Genomic DNA, 20,451 nt, shown 5'->3' with positions numbered 1-20,451 from the left:
GCGGTCGCTAGCCTGACCGTCGTGTTGCGGATCGCGTATTTCGGCCCTCAGGGCACGTTCACCGAGCAGGCCGCCCGCGCGCTCGCGCCGGGCGAGGACCTGACCCCCTACGAGACCGTCCGGCTGGCGTTGCAGGCCGTCCGCGACGGAGCCGCGGACGCCGCGTGCGTGCCGATCGAGAATTCCGTCGAGGGCGTGGTCCCCGCGACGCTCGACGGGCTCAGCGACGGGGACCCGCTCGTCGCCACGGCCGAGACGATCCTGCCGATTCACTTCAGCGTGCTCAAACGGCCGGGCAGCGGCGAAATCCGCACCGTCGCGAGCCATCCGCACGCGCTCGCGCAGGTGCGCGCATGGCTGGAAACGAATCTGCCGGACGCCACCCCGGTCGCCTCGTCGTCCACCGCGGCGGCGGCGGTCGGCGTGGTCGAGGGCGATTTCGACGCCGCGGTGTCCGCGCCGGTCGCGATCGAGCACTACCCGCTGGAGGAGCTGGCGACCGGCGTCGCCGACGTCCGCGACGCGCAGACCCGGTTCCTGATGGTGCGCCGCCCGGGCGAACTGCCCGCGCCCACCGGCGCCGACCGGACGTCGATCGTCGCGGCGGCGGTCAACCGCACCGGGACGCTGTCCGATCTGCTGGTAGAACTGGCCGGCCGCGGGATCAACCTGACCCGGATCGACGCCCGGCCGACGCGCAACAACTTCGGCGAGTACCGGTTCTTCATCGACTTCGAGGGCCACGTCGCCGAACCCCGGATCATCGACGCGATGACCGCCCTGCGCCGCCGCTGCCACCTGCGCTTCCTCGGTTCGCACCCGCGCGCCGACGAGGTCGCGGCCACCATCGAAGAGGGCGCGGGGAACCAGGATTTCCTCGACGCGCAGGCGTGGGTCGACGCGGTTTTGAAGGGAGAAGGCGCATGAGGTTGCTGCTGGTCCGGCACGGACAGACCGAGGGCAATGTTCGCCGGGCGCTGGACACCGCGTTGCCTGGTCCGCCGCTCACCGAACTCGGCCGTGAGCAGGCCGCGGCACTCGCCGAACAGCTGAAAGACGAGCCGATCGTGGCGGTGTACGCGTCGGAGGCAGTGCGTGCGCAGCAGACCGCGGCCCCGCTCGCCGAGGCGTTCGGGTTCGACGTGCAGGTGATCGAGGGCGTCAAGGAGGTCGACGCCGGAGACCTCGAGGGCAATACCGACCTGGATTCGATCGGCATCTACCTGCGGGTGGTGAAGGCCTGGACCCAAGGCGACCTCGAGGTCCCGATCCCCGGTGGCGAGACCGGTACGCAGGTGCGCGACCGGATGCTCGGCGCGGCGAACGAACTGCGGGCCAAGCACGAGGAAACGTCGCCGGACGGGGTGGTCGTGCTGGTCAGCCACGGCGGCGCGATCCGGCTCGCCGGGGAATGGCTGGCCTCGAACGTGCCCGCGGAGCTGGCGAACGAGGCCCTGATCCCGAACACGAAGTTCGTCGAGCTGGAAGCCCGCGACCACGGATGGGAGTGCCTCCGCTGGGTCGATACCCGCCTTTCGTGAGCGGTCGGTCACTCGTGCGGGGAAACGCTGAGTGAAGCCGGGCCCGGTGGGGAACTCACCGGATGCGGAGCAACCCCGTCCGGACCTGGCACGTCCTCCGGATGAAGGTTTCACTCAGGTAGGCGTTCACCAGCACAGCGAGGCGAGTGAGATGGCAAACACGAAGAAACCGTGGATTTCCCTGGTCTTCCTGTCCGCAGTGGGCGCGTCGGGGGCGCTGCTGCTTTCCGCGTGCGGCCAGGGCGCACCCGCCGCGAGCGGCCCGGCGAGTTCGGATACCCCGTCGAGCAGCCCGATGTCGTCGGCTTCGTCCGCCGCGTCGTCCGCTCCGTCTTCCGCGTCGTCGTCCGCCCCGAGCGGCGGCACGGCGCCGGCCGAGAAACCACCCGCTGACAACGGCCTGTGCAAGGCCGGCGACGTGTCCCTGTCGCTGGGCGGCGGCGACGCCGGCGCCGGTTCGGAGTACCGGCCGCTGCTGATCAAGAACACCAGCAGCACGCCGTGCACCATCCAGGGCTTCCCGGGCGTGTCCTACGTCGGCGGCGAAAACGGCACCCAGATCGGCCAGGCCGCCGAGCGCGACGGCACCAAGGGCGCGCCGGTGAAGCTGGCTCCCGGCCAGACCGCCGCGGCCGACCTGCAGTTCGCGCAGGTGCGCAACTTCGACCCGGGCGTCTGCAAGCCGACGCCGGTCAAGGGCCTGCGCGTGTACCTGCCGCAGGAGACCGCGTCGAAGTTCGTGCCGCTCGACGGCCTCGGCTGCGCGGGCACGAACATCCCGGGCAAGCAGCTCGGCGTGAAGACCGTGCACAAGGCGTGACCGGTCGCTCTGCGCGTGGGGTCAGCCCCGCGCGCAGAGTTGTTCCGCCTGGACGACGGCGGCCTGCCCGTCGCGGTTGTCGAAGCGGCTGCTGAGCACCATCTTGTTCACCGCGTCGAGGGCTTTGGCCAGCGGCTGGTAGTTGCCGTCGAAGGTCGCCGCCGCTTTGGCCAGCTCCGCCGCGCCGGTGACGCGGTGCACCGAGTCGTCGGACATCCGGGTGAACTGTGCCGCGTCGACGCCGCCGGTGGTGTCCGGGATGTGCCCGACGCGGGCGAACGCGGCGCAGGCGGCCGCGGCGTCGACATTCGCTCCGGCACGCTGGCCGGACAGCCCCCACAGCAGCCCGAGCACGCATCCGCCCAGCACGAATCCGGCGACCGCGGCGATGACGAGCGGCCGGCGGGAGGCGGGCGGCGGCGATTCGAGTTCGGTGTCGCGGTCGTCGTCCGGCAGCGGCGGGGTGTCGAGTGCAGTCATCGCATACCTCCGGCGGCCGGGGTGAGGTGCTATTCCAGCACCAAACCCGCGCCGGATCACTGCTGCGAACGGACTCCGTCGCCGGTCGAGGCCGTTTTGTCATCGAGCGGGTGCCCGCGCAGCGCGAACAGTGCATAGCCGGTCACGAACAGCAGCAGAAGACCGGACGCGGCGAAGGTGTCGCCCGCCGAACCGAGCAGTTTCGTGAGCAATCCGCCGAGCAGTGCGCCCAGCGGGATCGCACCCCACACGACGGTGCGCCAGACCCCGAGGACGCGTCCGAGCAGCTCCCCCGGGACCAGCGTGTGGCGTGCGGTCGCGAGCACGACGTTCACCGCCACCACCGCCGCCGCGAACACGCCGAACAGCACCGCGGACACCACCGGCTGCCGCACCAGGCCCATGCCGCCGAAGCCGAGCGCGCAGAAGAACACCCCGCCGACCAGGACCGTCCGCCGTCCGATGCGCCGGACCAGCCGCGGCGTCAACCCGGCTCCCAGCAGGCCGCCAGCCCCGCCGACGAACGCGAAAGCGCCGAACGTGGCGTCGGACAAATGCAGGTCTTCCAGCGCGTACAGCACCAGTTGCGCCTGGGCCAGTTCACTGATCAGGCTGAGCAGCCCGGCGATCGCGAGCAGCCGCAGCAGCAGCGAATGCCGCCGCAGCCAGCGGAAGCCGTCCGCGAAATCCGCCCGGATGTGCGACTTCGTTTCCTGCCGCGGCCGGTAGCTGCCCGCCATGCCCAGCAGCACCGCGGCGCCGACCGCGAACCCGACCGACGAGAGCAGGAACGGGAAGACCGCGAACAGCGCGAAGGTGGCGCTGCCGACCGGGCCGCCGAGGAACGTCTGCCCGACGATCTCGCACGCCTGCAGCTTGCTGTTGGCGCTCTCCAGCCGATCCGCCTCGACGAGCGCGGGCGGCAGCACGTTCGCCGCGCTCTCCGCGACCGTCTCGGCGATGCCGACGAGCAGCGACGCGACGTAGATCGTCCAGATCTCCACCGTGCCGAAGGCCAGCAGCGCGGTGACCGCCGCGACCACGAGCGCGCGCATCGCGTTCGCCGCGACCATCGCCTTCTTGCGATCGATCCGGTCGACGAGCGTGCCCGCCGGGATGGCGAACAGCAGCCACGGCAGGAACTGCACCGCCGACAACGCGGCGATCTCCACCGGATCCCGGGTCAGGGTGGTGGCCAGCAGCGGGAAAGCGACCTTGGCGATGCCGTCGGCGAGGTTCGACGTGCCGCTCGAGGCGAGCAGCCAGCGAAGCCGGCTGTCCGTCTGACGATGCGACACGAACCACCTCACGAGGAAAGGAAACGCCCTGGTGAGGCCAGTCTAGGGAGATCGGCGGCGTTCTGTGACGCTTTGGTGACCTTCGGTGTTTTCCGTGGTCGCGGCGTGGTGCCGGGCAGGGAAGAGCAACGGGCGGACAGAGTTCCGCCGGAATCAGCCCCAGCCGAGCTCGTGCAGCCGCTCGTCGTCGATGCCGAAGTGGTGGCCGAGTTCGTGCATCACGGTGATCAGCACTTCCTCGACGACGTCGTCCTCGGTGTCGCAGATGTCGAGGATCGGCTCCCGGTAGATCGAGATCCGGTCCGGCAGCGCCCCGCTGTAGTGGCTGGTGCGCTCGGTGAGCGCGATGCCGTGATAGAGCCCGAGGATGTCCGGCGCTTCCTCGTTGAAGTCCTCGACCAGCACCACGACGTTGTCCATCGCCGAGGCGAACTCCGGGGGCACCTGGTCGAGCGCGTCGGAGACGAGTTCCTCGAACCGCGCCTGGCTCATCTCGACGGGCACGGCTCAGTTGCCTCCGCCGGAGCTGGAACTGGGCGGCGGGCTCTGCTGCTGGCCGGACGAGTTCGCCGCCCCGCTCTTCACGCTGCCGGTGACGGCCTGGAACCCGCTGCCGTCCTGCAGCGTGGCCGCGACCTTGCAGTTGACCTTCGTGGAGCCGGCGTCCCAGCTCTCCTGCTCGCGCGAGTCCCAGCCCAGGGTGAGCTTCTTCGAGGAGAGGTCGGCGCTGCCGGTGTACTCCTTCGCGGCCTTGTTGCACTCGGTGTCCAGCCAGGACTTCTGGTCGTCCAGCTTGGGGTAGCCGTCCTTGAAGTGCGAGGCGAGGTCGAGCGTCGCGATGATCTCGTACGAGTGCGGCTTGCTGCAGTCGACCGGGTCGCCGACGCCCTTGCCCGCCAGCGCGAGGCAGGTGCCCGGGGCCCACACCATCGACTGGTCCTGGGTCTTCGCCGCGCCGGTGGTCAGCTGCAGCGTCCCGCCCGGACCGGCGAACTGCAGGCCGCAGCGCAGCTGGCGGTCGCCCTGGGCCCACTGCGCCGACGTGGGCCGCAGCAGGTTGGTGGTGAGCTTGCCGTACGGGTCGAGCGGATGGCCGAGGTACGGCCGCACGTCGGCGTTGCACTGCTGCTGGGCGATGTCCTGCCACTGGTCGAGGCTCGGGAACGGAGCCTGCTGCGGGAACTTCGCGCCGATGTCGACCACGGTGGTGACCTCGAACAGGTGCGGCTGCGTGCACGGCACCTGGTGCGCGTCGGAGGCGTCCTTGGCGTTCCAGGCCAGGCAGGTGCCCGGCGGCGAGTGGAACGCCTGCTGGGCGGCCTCGCTGAGCTTGCCCTCGCCGCCGCCCGCGCCGCCGGCGAGCGTGTCGGTCCAGGAGAAGGCGACGCTCAAGGCCAGCGCGATGACCGCGCCGAGGAACACCCCGGCCATCACCACGCGGGTGGTCAGGGTCTGCATACGCGAAGGGAACCGCTCCGAGCGTTGAGACATCGATACCCATGATGCCCGCGCCGCATGAACCGCGCGTGTGCCGGGTCGATTAGGGTAGAACGCGGGGTTTGCAGTGCTGGGGGATTACGGAGCGCACATGACGCAAGACGACAACAGCGGCGTGCAGCCGCCCGAGGAGCCGAAGAAGCCGGGTTCGATGCGGTTCCAGGACGCGAACACGCAGCCCCGGCAGCCCTCGGTGGCCGAACAACGGGCCCGCAAGCAGGCCATCGCCGACCAGGAACGCGAACGGCAGGCAGCCGTCGCGGCCCGGGAGGCGGCGGACGCGAAGGCGGCCACCAAACGCAAGATCCTGATCGGCAGCGGGGTCACTGTCGGTCTCGTCGGGCTGGTCGCGACGTTCTACACGATCGCGAAGCCCGCCGAGATGACCGCGTCCTGTGTCACGTCCGACGGAGTAATCCAGGACGACAAGTACTGCGACGAGAGCTACGCGACCAGCCACGGCGGGCACTACAGCGGCGGGTTCTGGATCATCCCGCTCCCGGGCGGCGGCTACTCGCAGTACCGCTACAACTACGGCGGCAGCGGCAGCATCGGGCAGCACGTGTCCGGCGGCAGCTACACCGCGCCGTCGGGCAACACCAACGTTTCGACCAAGTCGGGCACCAGCGTCCAGCGCGGCGGGTTCGGCATCAGCGGCAAGAGCGGCGGCAGCTTCGGCGGGACCGGGAAGAGCGGAGGCTCATAGGTGTATCGGGACCGGCGGGAACCGCGCCGCGACTGGCAGCGGATCGTCGAAGAGCAGGGCCTGGTCTACGGCACCCCGGCACGCGACGGCACCGGCAAACCGCGTCCGTACTGGGACGAATCGGTGCACTACGTCTTCGACATGGACGAGGTGCTCTCGCTCGAGGCGGACGTCGAACTGCTGCACTCGATGTGCCTGGAGGCCGTCGACAACGTCGTGACCACCGAGCAGTACCAGCGCTTCGGCATCCCGGAGTGGGTGTGGCCGCACATCGCGGAATCGTGGAAGCGGCAGGACCCGCACGTCTACGGGCGCTTCGACCTGCGCTACGACGGCAAGTCGCCGGCCAAGCTGCTGGAGTACAACGCGGACACGCCGACCACGCTGCTGGAGGCGTCGCTGCTGCAGTGGCACTGGAAGACCGACGTCTTCCCGGAAGACGACCAGTGGAACTCCATCCACGAGAAGCTGGTCGAGCGCTGGGAGGAGATCGGCGGGAAGCTGCCGTCGAACGAACTGCACTTCACCTGGTCCTCCGCCGACCCGAGCGGCGAGGACCACGTCACCACGGCGTATCTGCAGGAGACCGCGGCCGAGGCCGGGCTCGACACGGTCGGGCTCGCGATCGAGGAGATCGGCTGGGACCCGGTGCTCAAGCGGTTCGTCGACCTCGCCGAGGGACAGATGTCCACGGTGGTGAAGCTGTACCCGTGGGAGTGGGTCGTCGACGAGGAGTTCGGCAAGTTCGCGGTGGAGACCATGCCGCGCACGCTGTGGGTCGAACCGCTGTGGAAGATGCTGCTGTCGAACAAGACGCTGCTCGCCGTGCTGTGGGAGAACTATCCCGGGCACCCGAACCTGCTGCCCGCGTTCGCTGACGATCCCGGCCTGCTCACCGAGTACGTGCGCAAGCCGAAGCTCGGCCGCGAGGGCGCGAACGTGCAGATCGTGGCCACCGGGTACGAGACGCAGACCGACGGCGTCTACGGCGCGGAAGGCTACGTCTACCAGGCGTTCGACCCGCTGCCCGAGTTCGACGGGTACCGGCCCGCGCTCGGCGCGTGGATCGTCGGCGACCAGTCGGCGGGGCTCGGCATCCGCGAGACCAGCGGACTCGTCACCGACGACGGCGCGGCGTTTGTGCCGCACCGGATCCCGGAGTCGTGATACAACCCTGGATGTCCGATTCAACTGGCTGAATTGGCCATCCAGGGAGACCCCGTGACCACGACCCTCGCGCTGCCCGCGACCTTCGGTTCCGATCTCGTGCGCGGGATCGGCGCGATCCTGCTGTACGGCATCGTCGGCCTGCTGCTGATGTTCGCCGGCTTCTACGCGATCGACTTCACCACGCCGGGCAAGCTGTCGAAGCTGGTCACCCGCGGGCTGCCGAACGCGGTGATCGTGACCGCGTCCGGGCTGCTGTCGATGGCGTTCATCGTGGTCGTGGCGATCTACAGCTCCGCGAGCGACCTGACCGCCGGGTTGATCACGTCGCTGGTCTACGGCCTGATCGGGGTCATCGTGCAGGTGCTGGCGGTGCGGCTGCTGGAGTGGGCGACCCGGATCGACGTCGGGTCCACCATCCAGAGCGAGAAGTTCGCGCCGGCGAGCGTCGTCGTCGCGGCGGCGCACCTCGGGCTCGGGCTGGTCGTCGCGGTAGCGATTTCGTAGCGTTCGCGCACTGCCGCGCGGTCCCGTTCCCACTAACGTGGGAACCGTGCGACTCCTCAGGACGCCGGAAGACCGGTTCGCGGACCTGCCCGATTTCGCCTTCGAACCTCAGTACACCGACCTGTCCGACCCGGACGGCGGGCTGATCAGAGTCGGCTACGTCGAGGCCGGGCCCGCGGACGGGCCGCCCGTTCTGCTGCTCCACGGCGAGCCGAGCTGGTCGTTCCTCTACCGGAAGATGCTTCCGGTGCTGGCCGATGCCGGGCTGCGGGCGATCGCCCCGGACCTGGTCGGGTTCGGCCGGTCGGACAAGCCGGCGGAGATCGTCGACCACACGTACGCGCGGCACGTCGAATGGATGCGGCGGTTCGCGTTCGACGTGCTCGGGCTCGAAGGGGTCACGGTCGTCGGGCAGGACTGGGGCGGGTTGATCGGGCTGCGGCTGGTGGCTGAGCACCCAGGGCGGTTCGCCGGGGTGGTCGCGGCCAACACCGGGCTGCCGACCGGGGACGTGGACATGCCGCCGGTGTGGCACAAGTTCCGGGAAGCCGTGGAGGGCGCGCAGATTCTGGACGTCGGACGGTGTGTGCAGTCCGGGTGCAAGACGCCGCTGCCGGAGGACATCCGGGCGGCTTACGACGCGCCGTTCCCGAACGAGATGTACAAGGCCGGGCCGCGGGCGATGCCGGGGCTGGTGCCGACGCGACCGGACGATCCGGCGTCGGACGCCAATCGGGCGGCGTGGGCGACGTTGACGGATTTGGACGTGCCGTTCCTGTGCGCGTTCTCCGACGGCGACCCGATCACCGGCGCGATGGGGCCGATTCTGCAGCGTTCGATGCGCGGGGCTGCTGGTCTGGACCACCCGACGGTGGCCGGGGCTGGGCACTTCCTGCAGGAGGACGCGGGGGAGACGCTCGCGGAGCACGTGGCGCGGTTCGTGCGGCGCTGACTGGACAGCACCCGCACGGCAGGGATCAGTTCAGGTACGCCGCGGCGAGCCGGGGCAGCCTGCGCCGCATCTCTTCGGCGTCCTCGTAGTCGAACTCCCACTCGGGATCCAGCGGCGGGTACCGGATGGTGAACGAGTCAGCCGGAAGCTCCTCTCCGGTCGCGTCGATGTGCGCGCTCGAGGCGATGCCCAGGGTGGCTTCGCACTCCAGTTCTTCGCCGTCCGCGGCGGCCGCGCGCACCGCGGGCAACTCGGCCAGTTCGTCCGGGGCGGCCACGATCCGCTCGAAGATCTCCCGGCCCTGCAGAACCAGCCAGCCGCGGAAGTACTCGAAGCCGTCGTCGGAGCAGCCGCCGTTGGCGAGGTAGGCGGCTGCCCACAGCGGGCCGCGGTAGGAGTCGGCCAGCAGGTCCCAGACGATCTGCTGGGCGGCCACGATCTCCTCCCGCGGACGCGCGGCGAGCAAGGCGCAGGCTTGTTCGGCTACCTCGTAACTGTCTTCCGGTGCGGAGGCCTGGCCGCGTGCCTCGTCGATTAGGGCCCAGAACTGTTCGGTGTTCACGAGCACGGATCTTCGCACCGGGGTACGACAAAACCGGGCGGAGCGAGCGGTCAGGACAGGGCGGCCAGCGAGTCGAGCAGGATCTGCAGTCCTTCGGCCGCCTCGGCTTCGGTCAGCGTCATCGGCGGCCCGATCCGCAGGACGTTTTTGTGCAGCCCGCCCTTTCCGATGAGCAGCCCGCGCTTTTTCGTTTCTTCCAGCATTTGCTTGGCGGCAGCGGTATTCGGCGTCGTGGTGCCCGGTTCGATCAGTTCGACGCCGATCATCAGCCCCTTGCCGCGCACCTCGCCGACGTAGGGGCTGTTCGCCGCGCGCAGGCCGCGCATCAACTGGTCGCCGCGGGCTTTGCAGTTGGCTTGCAGGTCGTGCTCGTCGATGTAGTCGAGGACGGCCAGCGCGCCCTGCATCGACACCGGGTTGCCGCCGAAAGTGGAGAACGACTCTGCCTGGAAGCAGTCCATGACGTCGCCCCGGGCGACCACGCCGCCCACTGCCAGGCCGTTCCCGAGGCCCTTGGCGAAGGTCATCATGTCCGGCACCACGTCGTGGGCCTCGATGCCCCAGTAATGGTCGCCGGTGCGGCCCCAGCCGGTCTGGACCTCGTCGGAAATGAAGAGGATGCCGTGCTCGTCCAGGACTTCCTTCATCGCCTTGAACAGGCCGTCCGGCGGGGAGCTGAAGCCGCCCACGCCCTGGATCGGCTCGGCGATCAGGCAGGCCACGTCGCCCGCGGTGGCGGTTTCCAGGAGTTCCACCAGGTCGGCGACGCAGGCGTCGATGTAGGCGGTGTCGGGCAGGTCGCGGAAGGGGCTGCGGTAGCGGTAGCCGCCGTGGACGTAGTTGACCTTGATCGGGCTCAGCGACGACGCCGACCAGCCGCGGTTGCCGGTGATCGCGACCGTGCCGAACGACCGGCCGTGATACGAGTTCCGCATCGCCAGCACCTGGTTGCTGCGGCGGTACTGGGTGGCGAGCATCAGCGCGGTGTCGTTGGCCTCGCTGCCGGAGTTGGTGAAGAACACCTTGGCGTCCGGGATGCCGGAGCGCCGCGCGATCTGTTCGGCGAGTTCGACCTGCGAGCGGATCAGGTAGAGCGTCGAGGTGTGCAGGACGCCGGTGTCCAGCTGCTTGCGGACGGCGTCGCTGATCGCGGGCACGTCGTAGCCCATGGCGTTGGTGAGCACGCCGGCGAAGAAGTCGAGGTAGGTGCGGCCGGTGGAATCGGTCAGACGGCGATCCTGCGCGTGCACGATTTCGATCGGCTCGTCGTACAGCAGGGACATCCAGGACGGGAGCACCGCGCGGTGGCGCGCGAGCAGGTCGTCGGTCATGTGAGTTCCCTCCGCTCCGGGTTCTAGCGAGTATGGGGAGCGCGGGAAACGGGCGACAACGATCAGACTGTCGGGTTGTCTTCAGGCGGCTGTACACACTGTGCGCGGAGTTGGCGTATGGAGGTCATACGCCAACGACTACCCTTCTGTCCGTGATTGACCCCAGGACTCTGCGCGAAGACCCGGAAGCCGTGCGCGCGTCGCAGCGTGCCCGTGGCGAGGACGAGGGAGTGGTCGACAAGCTGCTCGACCTCGATCAGCGCCGCCGCTCTGCGATCGCGACCGCCGACAAGCTGCGGGCCGAGCAGAAGTCCGTGTCCAAGCAGGTGCCGAAGGCCTCCGCCGAGGACAAGCCCGCCCTGCTCGCCCGCGCCAAGGACCTGTCGGCGCAGGTCAAGGCCGCCGAGGTCGAGCAGAACGAGGCGTCGGAGGAGTTCGACAAGCTGTTCCGGATCCTGCCGAACCTGGTGCACCCGGACGCGCCGATCGGCGGCGAGGACGACTTCGCGGTGCTGAAGACCGTCGGCGAGGTGCCGTCGTTCGACTTCGCCCCGCGCGACCACCTCGACCTGATGGAAGGCCTCGGCGCGCTCGACATGGAGCGCGGCGCGAAGGTGTCGGGCTCGCGGTTCTACTTCCTGTCCGGCGTCGGTGCGCAGCTGCAGCTCGCGCTGCTGAACATGGCCGTGGCGCGCGCGACGGCGAACGGCTTCACGCCGATGATCACGCCGTCACTGGTCCGCCCGGAAATCATGGCGGGCACCGGCTTCCTCGGCGCGCACTCGTCGGAGGTGTACCGGCTGCGCGACGACGACCTGTACCTCGTCGGCACGTCGGAGGTCCCGCTCGCGGGCTACCACTCGGACGAGATCCTCGACCTCGCCGCCGGTCCGCGCCGCTACGCGGGCTGGTCGTCGTGCTACCGCCGCGAGGCCGGGTCGTACGGCAAGGACACCCGCGGCATCATCCGGGTGCACCAGTTCGACAAGGTCGAGATGTTCGTGTTCGCCAAGCCGGAGGACGCGGAGGCCGAGCACGAGCGGCTGCTGGGCTGGGAAGAGGACATGCTCGCCGCGATCGAGGTCCCGTATCGGGTCATCGACACCGCGACCGGCGACCTCGGCACGTCCGCCTACCGCAAGTACGACTGCGAGGCGTGGGTCCCGACGCAGGAGACCTACCGCGAGCTGACCTCGACGTCCAACTGCACCACGTTCCAGGCCCGCCGGCTGTCCGTCCGCTACCGCGACGACAACGGCAAACCGCAGACGGCCGCCACCCTGAACGGCACGCTGGCGACCACGCGCTGGATCGTCGCGATCGTGGAGAACCACCAGCAGCCCGACGGTTCGGTCCGGGTGCCGGTGGCGCTGCGTCCGTTCCTCGGCGGGCTTGAGGTGCTGGAGCCGGTCAAGCGCTGAACTTCGCGAAGGCGAGACAACCTCAGATGGAATCCGACAGAGCCCTGATCCCCGCTCTGCGCAAGGCCGGTGCGCTGGCCACAGTGGACTATGCGCTGGCGTTCGCCGTGCTCGCGGTCGCGGGCTGGCTGCTCTTCGCCGCGGAAAAGGGGACGCACGCGTCGTTCCGTCGGGCTGATCGCGATCGGCGGCGCGGCGTTCTGCCTCGTCGTCAACGGGGTCATGCTGGTCCGGGGGCGGGATCGGCGGCCGATGTTCCGGTCCGCGGACGCGCAGTTTCTCGCGACGCTCCGGCAAGGCGCCCTGCGGATCTGGCTGTTCGGCCTGCTGCTCGCGGCGATCGGCTCCGGCGTCATTCTGCTGGTGCCGAACTCGCATCCGTTCCGGCCGCAGGTGAACGGAACCACGATGGCCATCGCGATCGCCGCCGCCGCGGTGGTCGTGGCGGCCGCCGGGGTTTCCGCGCTCGTCCTGCGGCGCGCGGTGCCCAAACCGTGATCTCCGGTCCTTCCTTCCCGTTCCGCGGGTGCGGAACCCCGCTGCTCAGTAGGGTGCGGAGCGGAGGAGGCAGCTGATGAGGTGCAAACAAGCGGCGGTCGCCCTGGCGGCGGTCGCGATGCTGCTCGCCGGGTGCACGCAGCAGGTGAGCGGCGTGGCTTCGCCGGTACCGGGGCAGGGGCCGGTCACGCCGGTCGTCGAGCCGTGCCAGCTTCTCGACGCGAAGCAGCTCGCCGGGCTCGGCTACAAGCCGCCGGGCCGGTCGGTGAAGGCGCGCAAGGAACAGCGCGCGCCCGCGATGTGCTTGTGGACCGGGACGGACACCGACCACACGGTGGTCATGTCCGTCGGCTGGTCGGTGGACCTGAGCCTCGACGACTACCTCCAGGGCGCCCTCAAAAAGGCCGACCCGGTACAGCTCGGCGGCTTCCCGTGGACGCGCTACGCCGGGTTCATCAACGGCAGCTGCGACCTGTACACGACGCTCGGCCCGAAGTCGTTCGCCTTCGTGAGCGTGTCCTATCCGGACGACGCGCAGGCGTGCGAACGCGCGAAGAAGGTCATCCCGCAGGTCGCCGCGCATCTGCCGGGCGGGCAGCCCGCGCCGTCGATCGCGCCGAGCACGCCGCCGGAGGGCACCGCGCCGACCGGGCCGCTCGCGTCGGTCAACCCGTGCCAGCTGCTGAAGCCGGAGCAGGCGCAGCAACTGAAAATGGTGCCGAACGGCGAACTCGACAGCTCGAAGGTCATCTCGCCGAACGTGACCTACTGCCTGTGGAAGGACACCGACGGCGACGGCGGGCAGAAGCCGTTCGAGGTCTGGGTCGGGCCGGACGTTCCGCTGAAACGCTGGCCCGGCATGGAGGTCGCGCCGACCGAGCAGATCGACGTGAACGGCCGGAAGTGGTCGCTGTTCCCGAACTTCAACGATTCCGGCGGCGTGATCTGCGCGGCCGGGCTCCCGGTTTCGGACACCGCCTCGATCCAGATCGTCAGCGGGCAGCTGGCCGACAAGACCAAGGCGTGCGACGCGATCAAGGCCGGAATCCCGATGGTGTCGGGGAACCTGCCTTCCTGAACCGTCTACATCGGACGGTTCAGTCGGTCACCCGGTCGGCGATGTACTTGGCGATCTCCAGCGCGCTCGTCGCCGCCGGGCTCGGCGCGTTGAGCACGTGCACCTGGTCCTTTGTGGACTCGATGAGGAAGTCGTCCACCAGCGAACCGTCCGGGCGCAGCGCCTGTGCCCGGACGCCGGAACCGTGACGCACGATGTCGTCCTCGGTCACCGCGGGCACGAGCTGCGCGAGGCTGGCGGCGAAGCGCTTCTTCGAGAACGACCGCAGCACCTCTTCGAGGCCGGTCGGGTACGCGTACTTGCGGGCGAGCTTCCAGGCGCCGGGGAAGCGGGCGACGTCGGCGAGATCCTTCACCGACACGTCCGCCCAGCGGTAGCCCTCGCGGCGCAGCGCGAGCACGGCGTTCGGGCCCGCGTGGACACTGCCGTCCAGCATGCGGGTGAGGTGCACGCCGAGGAACGGCAGCGTCGGGTCCGGCACCGGGTAGATCAGCCCGCGCACGAGGTGGCGGCGCTCCGGCTTCAGCTCGTAGTACTCGCCGCGGAACGGCACGATGCGCGCGCTCGGAGTGATGCCGGCCATTTCGGCGACCCGGTCCGCGTGCAGACCGGCGCAGTTGACCAGCGCGTCGGCGTGCAGCACCTCGGAGCCGGTGGCCACCTCGACCCCGCCGCCGCGAGCCGGGCGGATGCCCAGCGCGGGGGTGTTCAGCCGCAGGTCCGCGTCCGCCTCGTCGAGCAGCCGCACGAGCGCCGCGCACACCGCGGGGAAGTCGATGATGCCGGTCGACTCGACGCGCAGCGCGGCGACGCAGGACACCTCCGGCTCGTACTCGCGGGCCTCCGCGGGGGTGATCCGCTTGGCGGGCACGCCGTTGGCCTCGGCCCGTTCGGCGAGCGTGTCCAGCGCGGGGATCTCCTCCTCGCGGGTCGCCACGACGAGCTTGCCGCACACCTGCACCGGCACCCCGTACTGCCTGGCGAAATCCACAATGGACCGGTTGCCGCCGACGGACATCCGCGCCTTGAACGAACCGGGCTTGTAGTAGAGCCCGGCGTGCACGACGTTGGAGTTGTGCCCGGTCTGGTGCGCCGCCCAGCGAGCTTCCTTTTCGAGCACCGTCACGTCCTGGCCGCGCTGGGACAGCTCCCACGCGACCGACAGCCCGACGATTCCCCCACCGATCACAACTACGTTCCGCACGGCAGGGAAGGCTACGCGCTCCGGTGCGGCGCTGCGTACCCCCCGACGGCGTGGTACCCGTTCACTGAACCGGGGACAATCCGGCCAACGCGAGGCGGTGATGCGGTTCTAGCTGCTTACCGGCGGTGTACGCGGCGGTGAACCCGTCCGGTCCGAGCGCCTTCTCCGCGGCCTCGGTGACCTGCGCGACATCGTGCTGGCCGGGCACGGCGGCCCCGCGCACCGCGGCCGCCGCGCCGAGCAAAGCGGCGGCGTCGGCGAACCGGCCCTCCTCGGCGAAGACCCCGGCGACGCCCTCGAACGCGGTGGCCAGTGACCCGTGGTCATGCCAGCGGTGCGCGGTTTCGACGCCGAGCTGCATCCGTCGGCGGGCATCCTCCGGGCGGTGCTCGGCCACGTCGATCCAGCCGAGCGCGATCGACGCGGCCGCCCGCACGATGGCGGCCGAGAACGAGTCCGCCGCGCATTCGGCGAGCGCCTGCTCGGCCAGCGCCCGCGCACCGGCCAGATCTCCGGAGCGGCGGGCGATGCCGGACAGACCGACGTGACCGCTGGCTCGCGTCTCGGGCATCCCGGTGCGATGGGCGAGTTCGACGGTCCGCTCGTAGTCGGCCTTCGCGCCGGCGAGGTCGCCGCGCAACGCTCGGCTGTCGCCGCGACGGCACAGCAGGTCCGCGTAGTCGTCGGTCGCGCCGAGTGTCTGCATGAGCGACAGGGACTCGGTCATCGCGGCGAGCGCTTCCTCGTGGCGGCCGCGCAAAACCAGCAACTGCGACAGGTGGTCGAGCGCCATCGACAGCCCCCAGCGTTCGCCGAGCGCCCGGTAGCACGCTTCGCCTTCTCGCAGACCGCGTTCGGCTTCGTCGAGTTCCCCGGCGAGCATCGCGCGCAGACCGTCGCCCATCGGCACGAGCGCGGTGAGCCACGGGTCGGGATGCTTTTCGAGCCCGGACAGCCGGAGCCGCGCGTCCTCGTCGTCGGGCGGCCCGAGCACGACGCCGGACAGCATGAGCATCATCGGATGCTCCGGGGTCCAGGAGCTTTCTGCTAAGTACCGCTCCACATAGGACCGATAGTTCGCAGTCTCGGCGGCTTCCGGGGCGCCGGCCATCGCGGTCAGCAGGCACATGAGGAATTGCTCGCGGTGTCCTTCCGGCGGCTCCGCTTGGCAGTGGCGCACGATTTCCATCGACAGCGCCGCGCCTTCGTAACGTCGTCCGCGCAGCCACCAATACATCGACAGCGCGGCGGCGATCCGCAACGCGGTCGACGGATCTGCCGCGGCCGACCACCGGAGCGCGGCCACGATGTTGTCGTACTCAGCGTCGATTTTCCGCAGCCAGTCCAGCTGGTCCGCGGTACGCAGCTTCGGGTCGGCTTCCTCGACGAGCCGCAGGAAAACCTGCGCGTGGGCTTGCCGGAAGCGTTCGGTCTCGCCTGCGGCGTCGAGCTTTTCCGCGCAGAACGCGCGAATCGTCTCCAGCATCCGGTAGCGCCCGCTCGACGGTTCGACGAGCGACTTGTCGGCGAGTTCGGGGAGCAGGTCGACGGGGACGTCGCACACCTGCTCGGCGTACGCGAGCGTCGCGCCGCCGGTGAAGACGGTCAGCCGACGGGCGAGGCGGCGTTCGTCGTCATCAAGCAGATCCCAGCTCCATTCCACGACGCCGCGGAGCGACCGGTGCCGTTCGTCGGCGGTGCGGCTGCCGCGGGCCAGCAGCTGGAAGCGGTCGTCGAGCCGCGCGGCGATGTCGGCGACCGGCAGCGTGCGCACGCGGGCGGCGGCCAGTTCCAGCGCGAGCGGGAGGCCGTCGAGCGCGGTGCAGATCCGCACGACGTCGGCCGCCGTTTCGCCGGTCAGCTGGAAAGCAGGGTCGCTCGCCCGGGCACGGTCGAGGAACAGCCGGACGGCGGGGTAGGTCTCCGCGTCGGGTGCGTCGGGCGGTGGGACGGCGAGGCGGGGGACCGGGGCGAGTTGTTCGCCGGTGATGCCGAGCGGTTCCCGGCTCGTCGCCAGCACCCGCAGTCCGGGGCACGCGGGCAGCAGCTGCGCGACCAACCTCGCGGCTGCGGCGATGACGTGTTCGCAGTTGTCCAGCACCAGCAACGTCGCCTGGTCGCGCAAGGCCGAGACGAGACGGTCGACCGGGTCCTGTCGACCGCGGGCGCCCTCGCGCAGGCCGAGCGCGGTGAGGACGGCTTGCGGAACGTCGTCGGCGACGTGCGGGGCCAGCTCCACGAAGACGCACGGTCCCGCGTCCGCCGCGGCTTCGACGGCCAGCCGGGTCTTCCCGGTCCCGCCGGGACCGAGCAGCGTGACGAGCCGGGCCTGGCGCAGGAGATCCGCGACCTGCCGCAGTTCGCCGTCCCGGCCGACGAAGCTGGTGAGCTGCGCGGGCAACGGGGTCGCGGCGTTCGCCGACTCGCCGCGCAAGGCGGCCAGGTGCGCCTCGGTGAGGTCTGGACCAGGGTCCGCGCCCAGTTCGTCGGCGAGGGTGCGACGGGCGTCCTCGAACGCAGCGAGCGCTTCGGCGGTCCGCCCGGCGGCGTGCAAGGCCCGCACCAGCTGAGCCCGCGACCGCTCGCGCAGCGGGTTCTCGGCGATCGCGGTGCGCAGTTCATCGAGGACGTCGGCGGCGCGGCCGAGCGAGATCTCCGCGTCGACCCGGTCGGCAGCCGCCTCGGCGCGGAGTTCAGTGAGCCGGGTGGCCTGGACCTCTGCGGCGGGGACGTCGGCGAACGCCGGTCCGCGCCACAGCGCGAGCGCCTCGCCGAGCAGGTCGCTGGCCCGCGTCGGGTCGCCCTCGGCGAGTTCGCGCCGGCCCTCGCCGGCCAGCCGCTCGAACCGGTGCGCGTCCACTTCGTCCGGTTCGATCCGGAGGCGGTACCCCGCCGAGGTGAGTTCGATCGGCAGTTTCAGCGCGCTGCGCAGCCGCGAAACCTGCGATTGGAGCGCGTTGGCCGCGCCGTCCGGCGGTTCCTCGCCGTAAAGCCCGTCGATGAGCCGCTCGGCGGACACGAACCGCCCGGCGTCCGCCGCGAGCAACGCGAGCAGCGCCCGGCCTCGCGGGCCGCCCACGGCGACCGTCCCGCCCGCGCCGTCCCAAGCGACGACGGCCCCCAGCACCCCGATCCGCATCCCGTGAGCCTATGCCCGGAACGGGTGCTTACCCGTGGGTTCTGTCCCCGAAACAGGAGGCAAACGCGACTTCTATACACTTTGGCGCGACCCCGCGCAATGCGGGACACCCCGATGCACAGGAGATCTACAGTGGGCGAACCCGTCCTGCTCGGGAAGCCGACCGTCGGCGACGAAGAGCTCGCAGCCGTCGCCGAAGTGTTCCGTTCCGGCTGGCTGGCCGGCGCGGGTCCGGCGTGCCGTCGCTTCGAGGAGCGGTTCGCGCAGCTGACCGGCACCGCGCACGCTCTGACCACCAGCAACTGCGGCTCCGCCCTGTTCCTGGGCCTGAAGGTGCTCGGCGTCCAGCCCGGCGACGAGGTGATCGTCGGCGACTACACCTTCCCGGCGACCGGCCACGCCGTGCTGCAGGCCGGCGCGAAGCCGGTCTTCGCCGACATCCGCCCGGACATCTTCAGCGCCGACCCGGCCGCGATCGAAGCGCTCATCACGCCGCGCACGGTCGGCATCCTCGCCGTCGACGTCGCGGGCCAGCCCGGCGACTTCGACGAGTACCGCGCCATCGCCGACAAGCACGGCCTGTGGCTGTTCGAGGACGCCGCCTGCTCCGCGGGCGCGACCTACCGCAACCGCCCGGCCGGCAGCCTCGCCGACCTCGCCGCGTTCTCCTTCCACGGCCGCAAGGGCATCACCGCGGGCGAGGGCGGCGCGCTGGTCTCGGACCGCGAGGACCTGATCGCGCACGCGCGCAAGATCCACACCTACGGCATCGAGCCCGCGATCAGCCGCGAAGGCTCGGACACGCTGCCGATCCCGTCCTTCCACGAGCTGGGCTGGAACTTCCGGCTCTCGGACATCCAGGCCGCGATCATGGGCGTCCAGCTCGACCGCCTGCCCGACCTGCTCGCCGCCCGCCGCTCGGTGGCCAAGCGCTACCACGAGGCGTTCGAGGACGTCGACGCGCTGACCGTGCCGGTCGAGGCTCCCGACCGCGAACACCCGTGGCAGGCCTACCTGATGACGGTCGCCCCGGAGATCAGCCGCGACGCGCTGGCCCTGCGGATCCGCGAGCAGGGCGTGCAGTGCAACTTCGGCACCTACGCCTCCCACCTGCAGCCGGTGTACGGCGAGCAGCAGCCGCTGCCCGTCTCCGCCGACGCCTTCCGCCGCCAGCTGGCGATCCCGATGCACGCGGAACTCACCGACAGCGAAGTCGAGCGCGTGGTCACCACCGTGCGCGAAGCCGTGTCCGCTCTTTCCTGACCCGCCGACCTCCCTGAGGAGAACCCATGTCCGACAAGAAAGTTTTCTTCACCGGCGCCGGCGGTTTCATCGCCTCGCACGTGATCCCGATCCTGCTGGAGAAGGACTACACGGTCCGGATCTTCGACAACATGACCCGCGGCGACCGCGACCGCGTCAACGAGTTCGTCGCCACCGGCAAGGTCGAACTGGTCGAGAAGGACGTGCGCTACGGCGTCGGCGTCCGCGAGGCCATGCGCGGCTGCACGCACGCGATCCACTTCGCCACCGTGTCGATCAACAAGTCGATCGCGGACCCGGGCGAGTCGATCGACATCAACATGGTCGGCAACAACAACGTCTTCGCGGCCGCGGCCGACGAGGGCGTCGAGCGCCTGGTGTTCGCTTCCAGCGCCTCGGTGTACGGCGAGCCGGAGAAGCTGCCGATGCACGAGGACGACAAGCTGAACCCGCTCACCCCGTACTGCATCTCGAAGCGCGCGGGCGAGGACCTGCTCGGCTTCTACGAGCGCACCAAGGGCCTTTCCTGGAACGCGCTGCGGTTCTTCAACGTGTACGGCCCCGGCCAGAAGATCGAGGCGTACTACACCTCGGTCATCAACCACTTCATCCAGCGCCTGCGCGCCGGCCAGCCGCCGATCATCGACGGCGCGGGCGACCAGTCGATGGACTTCGTGCACGTGACCGACCTCGCCAAGGGCGTCGTCGCCGCGCTGGAGTCGGAGCAGTCGAACCTGCCGATCAACATCGGCACCGGCATCGACACCTCGATCGCCACCCTGGCGAAGATTCTCATCGAGGCGGTCGGCGTCGACGTCGAGCCGGTGTTCAACAAGCGCGACGTCCTCGTGTCCCGCCGCGCCGCGGACATCACCCGGGCCCGCGAGGTGCTCGGCTGGGAGCCGGAGATCACCGTCGAAGAGGGCATGCGCGCGTTGGTGCGGGACTCCGAGTGAGCCTCGCCGTCGGCGCGTCTTCCGAGGGGAA

20 protein-coding genes are annotated in these 20,451 nt (G+C 70.2%); 12 read left to right on the top strand and 8 right to left on the bottom strand.

What is annotated here, in order from left to right; all coding sequences use genetic code 11:
* Positions 1-21 precede the first annotated feature (21 nt).
* The 3 genes from pheA to FKO37_RS02470 all read left to right on the top strand — a co-directional run bounded on the left by pheA (position 22) and on the right by FKO37_RS02470 (position 2,361).
* Complete coding sequence (gene pheA / locus FKO37_RS02480; RefSeq protein WP_037807627.1) at positions 22-927, top strand: prephenate dehydratase; 906 nt, start codon at positions 22-24, stop codon at positions 925-927.
* Entirely contained in the window at positions 924-1,541 is a 618-nt protein-coding gene (locus FKO37_RS02475; RefSeq protein ID WP_238603621.1) for a histidine phosphatase family protein, read from the top strand. The genes pheA and FKO37_RS02475 overlap by 4 nt, the downstream gene beginning before the upstream one ends.
* A gap of 151 nt (positions 1,542-1,692) precedes the next feature.
* Positions 1,693-2,361 (top strand): DUF4232 domain-containing protein, encoded by a 669-nt coding sequence (locus FKO37_RS02470; RefSeq protein ID WP_037807032.1) that lies wholly within the window; start codon positions 1,693-1,695, stop codon positions 2,359-2,361.
* Between the two features lie 21 nt (positions 2,362-2,382).
* On the opposite strand, the gene FKO37_RS02465 is transcribed toward FKO37_RS02470, so the two are convergent.
* The 4 genes from FKO37_RS02465 to FKO37_RS02450 all read right to left on the bottom strand — a co-directional run bounded on the left by FKO37_RS02465 (position 2,383) and on the right by FKO37_RS02450 (position 5,630).
* On the bottom strand, positions 2,383-2,841 hold the full coding sequence (locus tag FKO37_RS02465; RefSeq protein ID WP_238603620.1) for a hypothetical protein: 459 nt from the start codon (positions 2,839-2,841) through the stop codon (positions 2,383-2,385).
* Between the two features lie 56 nt (positions 2,842-2,897).
* A complete protein-coding gene (locus tag FKO37_RS02460; RefSeq protein WP_037807037.1) occupies positions 2,898-4,139 on the bottom strand; it encodes an MFS transporter in 1,242 nt (413 codons plus the stop codon).
* A gap of 153 nt (positions 4,140-4,292) precedes the next feature.
* Complete coding sequence (locus FKO37_RS02455) at positions 4,293-4,643, bottom strand: metallopeptidase family protein (RefSeq protein ID WP_037807040.1); 351 nt, start codon at positions 4,641-4,643, stop codon at positions 4,293-4,295.
* 3 nt (positions 4,644-4,646) lie between these two features.
* A complete protein-coding gene (locus tag FKO37_RS02450) occupies positions 4,647-5,630 on the bottom strand; it encodes a septum formation family protein (protein WP_238603619.1) in 984 nt (327 codons plus the stop codon).
* A gap of 97 nt (positions 5,631-5,727) precedes the next feature.
* Between FKO37_RS02450 and FKO37_RS02445 the strand changes: the two genes are divergently transcribed.
* Genes FKO37_RS02445 through FKO37_RS02430 form a run of 4 tightly spaced genes read left to right on the top strand, consistent with a single transcriptional unit; the run spans position 5,728 to position 8,968 of the window.
* Positions 5,728-6,342 (top strand): hypothetical protein, encoded by a 615-nt coding sequence (locus FKO37_RS02445; RefSeq protein WP_238603618.1) that lies wholly within the window; start codon positions 5,728-5,730, stop codon positions 6,340-6,342.
* The gene (locus FKO37_RS02440) at positions 6,343-7,509 is read left to right on the top strand and encodes a glutathionylspermidine synthase family protein (protein WP_037807043.1); all 1,167 of its coding nucleotides are present in this window, start codon (positions 6,343-6,345) and stop codon (positions 7,507-7,509) included.
* Between the two features lie 54 nt (positions 7,510-7,563).
* Entirely contained in the window at positions 7,564-8,016 is a 453-nt protein-coding gene (locus tag FKO37_RS02435) for a DUF350 domain-containing protein (RefSeq protein ID WP_037807046.1), read from the top strand.
* A 37-nt stretch (positions 8,017-8,053) separates the two neighbouring features.
* A complete protein-coding gene (locus FKO37_RS02430; protein WP_037807049.1) occupies positions 8,054-8,968 on the top strand; it encodes a haloalkane dehalogenase in 915 nt (304 codons plus the stop codon).
* A 25-nt stretch (positions 8,969-8,993) separates the two neighbouring features.
* Here the strand turns inward: FKO37_RS02430 and FKO37_RS02425 are convergent, their stop codons facing one another.
* Positions 8,994-9,530, bottom strand: a complete 537-nt coding sequence (locus tag FKO37_RS02425; protein ID WP_238603617.1) for a DUF4240 domain-containing protein — start codon at positions 9,528-9,530, stop codon at positions 8,994-8,996.
* Positions 9,531-9,580: 50 nt separating this feature from the next.
* The gene (locus FKO37_RS02420) at positions 9,581-10,861 is read right to left on the bottom strand and encodes an aspartate aminotransferase family protein (RefSeq protein WP_238603616.1); all 1,281 of its coding nucleotides are present in this window, start codon (positions 10,859-10,861) and stop codon (positions 9,581-9,583) included.
* 152 nt (positions 10,862-11,013) lie between these two features.
* Here FKO37_RS02420 and serS point away from each other — a divergent pair, with 152 nt between their 5' ends.
* The 3 genes from serS to FKO37_RS02405 all read left to right on the top strand — a co-directional run bounded on the left by serS (position 11,014) and on the right by FKO37_RS02405 (position 13,858).
* Positions 11,014-12,282 carry a serine--tRNA ligase gene (gene serS, locus FKO37_RS02415; RefSeq protein ID WP_078870231.1) on the top strand — a complete coding sequence of 423 codons (1,269 nt, stop codon included), beginning with the start codon at positions 11,014-11,016 and terminating at the stop codon, positions 12,280-12,282.
* A gap of 90 nt (positions 12,283-12,372) precedes the next feature.
* Entirely contained in the window at positions 12,373-12,780 is a 408-nt protein-coding gene (locus FKO37_RS02410; protein WP_238603615.1) for a hypothetical protein, read from the top strand.
* A 76-nt stretch (positions 12,781-12,856) separates the two neighbouring features.
* Positions 12,857-13,858, top strand: coding sequence for a DUF3558 family protein (locus tag FKO37_RS02405; RefSeq protein WP_134664470.1), 1,002 nt, complete (start codon positions 12,857-12,859; stop codon positions 13,856-13,858).
* Positions 13,859-13,877: 19 nt separating this feature from the next.
* Here FKO37_RS02405 and lhgO read toward each other — a convergent pair whose 3' ends face one another.
* Positions 13,878-15,062: an L-2-hydroxyglutarate oxidase gene (lhgO, locus tag FKO37_RS02400; protein WP_037807063.1), complete on the bottom strand. Its 1,185-nt coding sequence runs from the start codon at positions 15,060-15,062 to the stop codon at positions 13,878-13,880.
* Between the two features lie 61 nt (positions 15,063-15,123).
* Positions 15,124-18,201 (bottom strand): BTAD domain-containing putative transcriptional regulator, encoded by a 3,078-nt coding sequence (locus FKO37_RS02395; RefSeq protein ID WP_238603614.1) that lies wholly within the window; start codon positions 18,199-18,201, stop codon positions 15,124-15,126.
* 114 nt (positions 18,202-18,315) lie between these two features.
* Between FKO37_RS02395 and FKO37_RS02390 the strand changes: the two genes are divergently transcribed.
* Positions 18,316-19,464 (top strand): DegT/DnrJ/EryC1/StrS aminotransferase family protein, encoded by a 1,149-nt coding sequence (locus tag FKO37_RS02390; RefSeq protein WP_134727962.1) that lies wholly within the window; start codon positions 18,316-18,318, stop codon positions 19,462-19,464.
* A 26-nt stretch (positions 19,465-19,490) separates the two neighbouring features.
* Positions 19,491-20,420 (top strand): NAD-dependent epimerase/dehydratase family protein, encoded by a 930-nt coding sequence (locus tag FKO37_RS02385; protein ID WP_134664465.1) that lies wholly within the window; start codon positions 19,491-19,493, stop codon positions 20,418-20,420.
* The last annotated feature ends 31 nt before the right edge of the window (positions 20,421-20,451 follow it).

The organism is Amycolatopsis sp. Poz14, from assembly GCF_006704225.1.
Taxonomy (GTDB): Bacteria; Actinomycetota; Actinomycetes; order Mycobacteriales; family Pseudonocardiaceae; genus Amycolatopsis; species Amycolatopsis nivea.
Note: the sequence above shows the minus strand (reverse complement) of the source record. Positions and strands in the feature narration are given on the sequence as shown.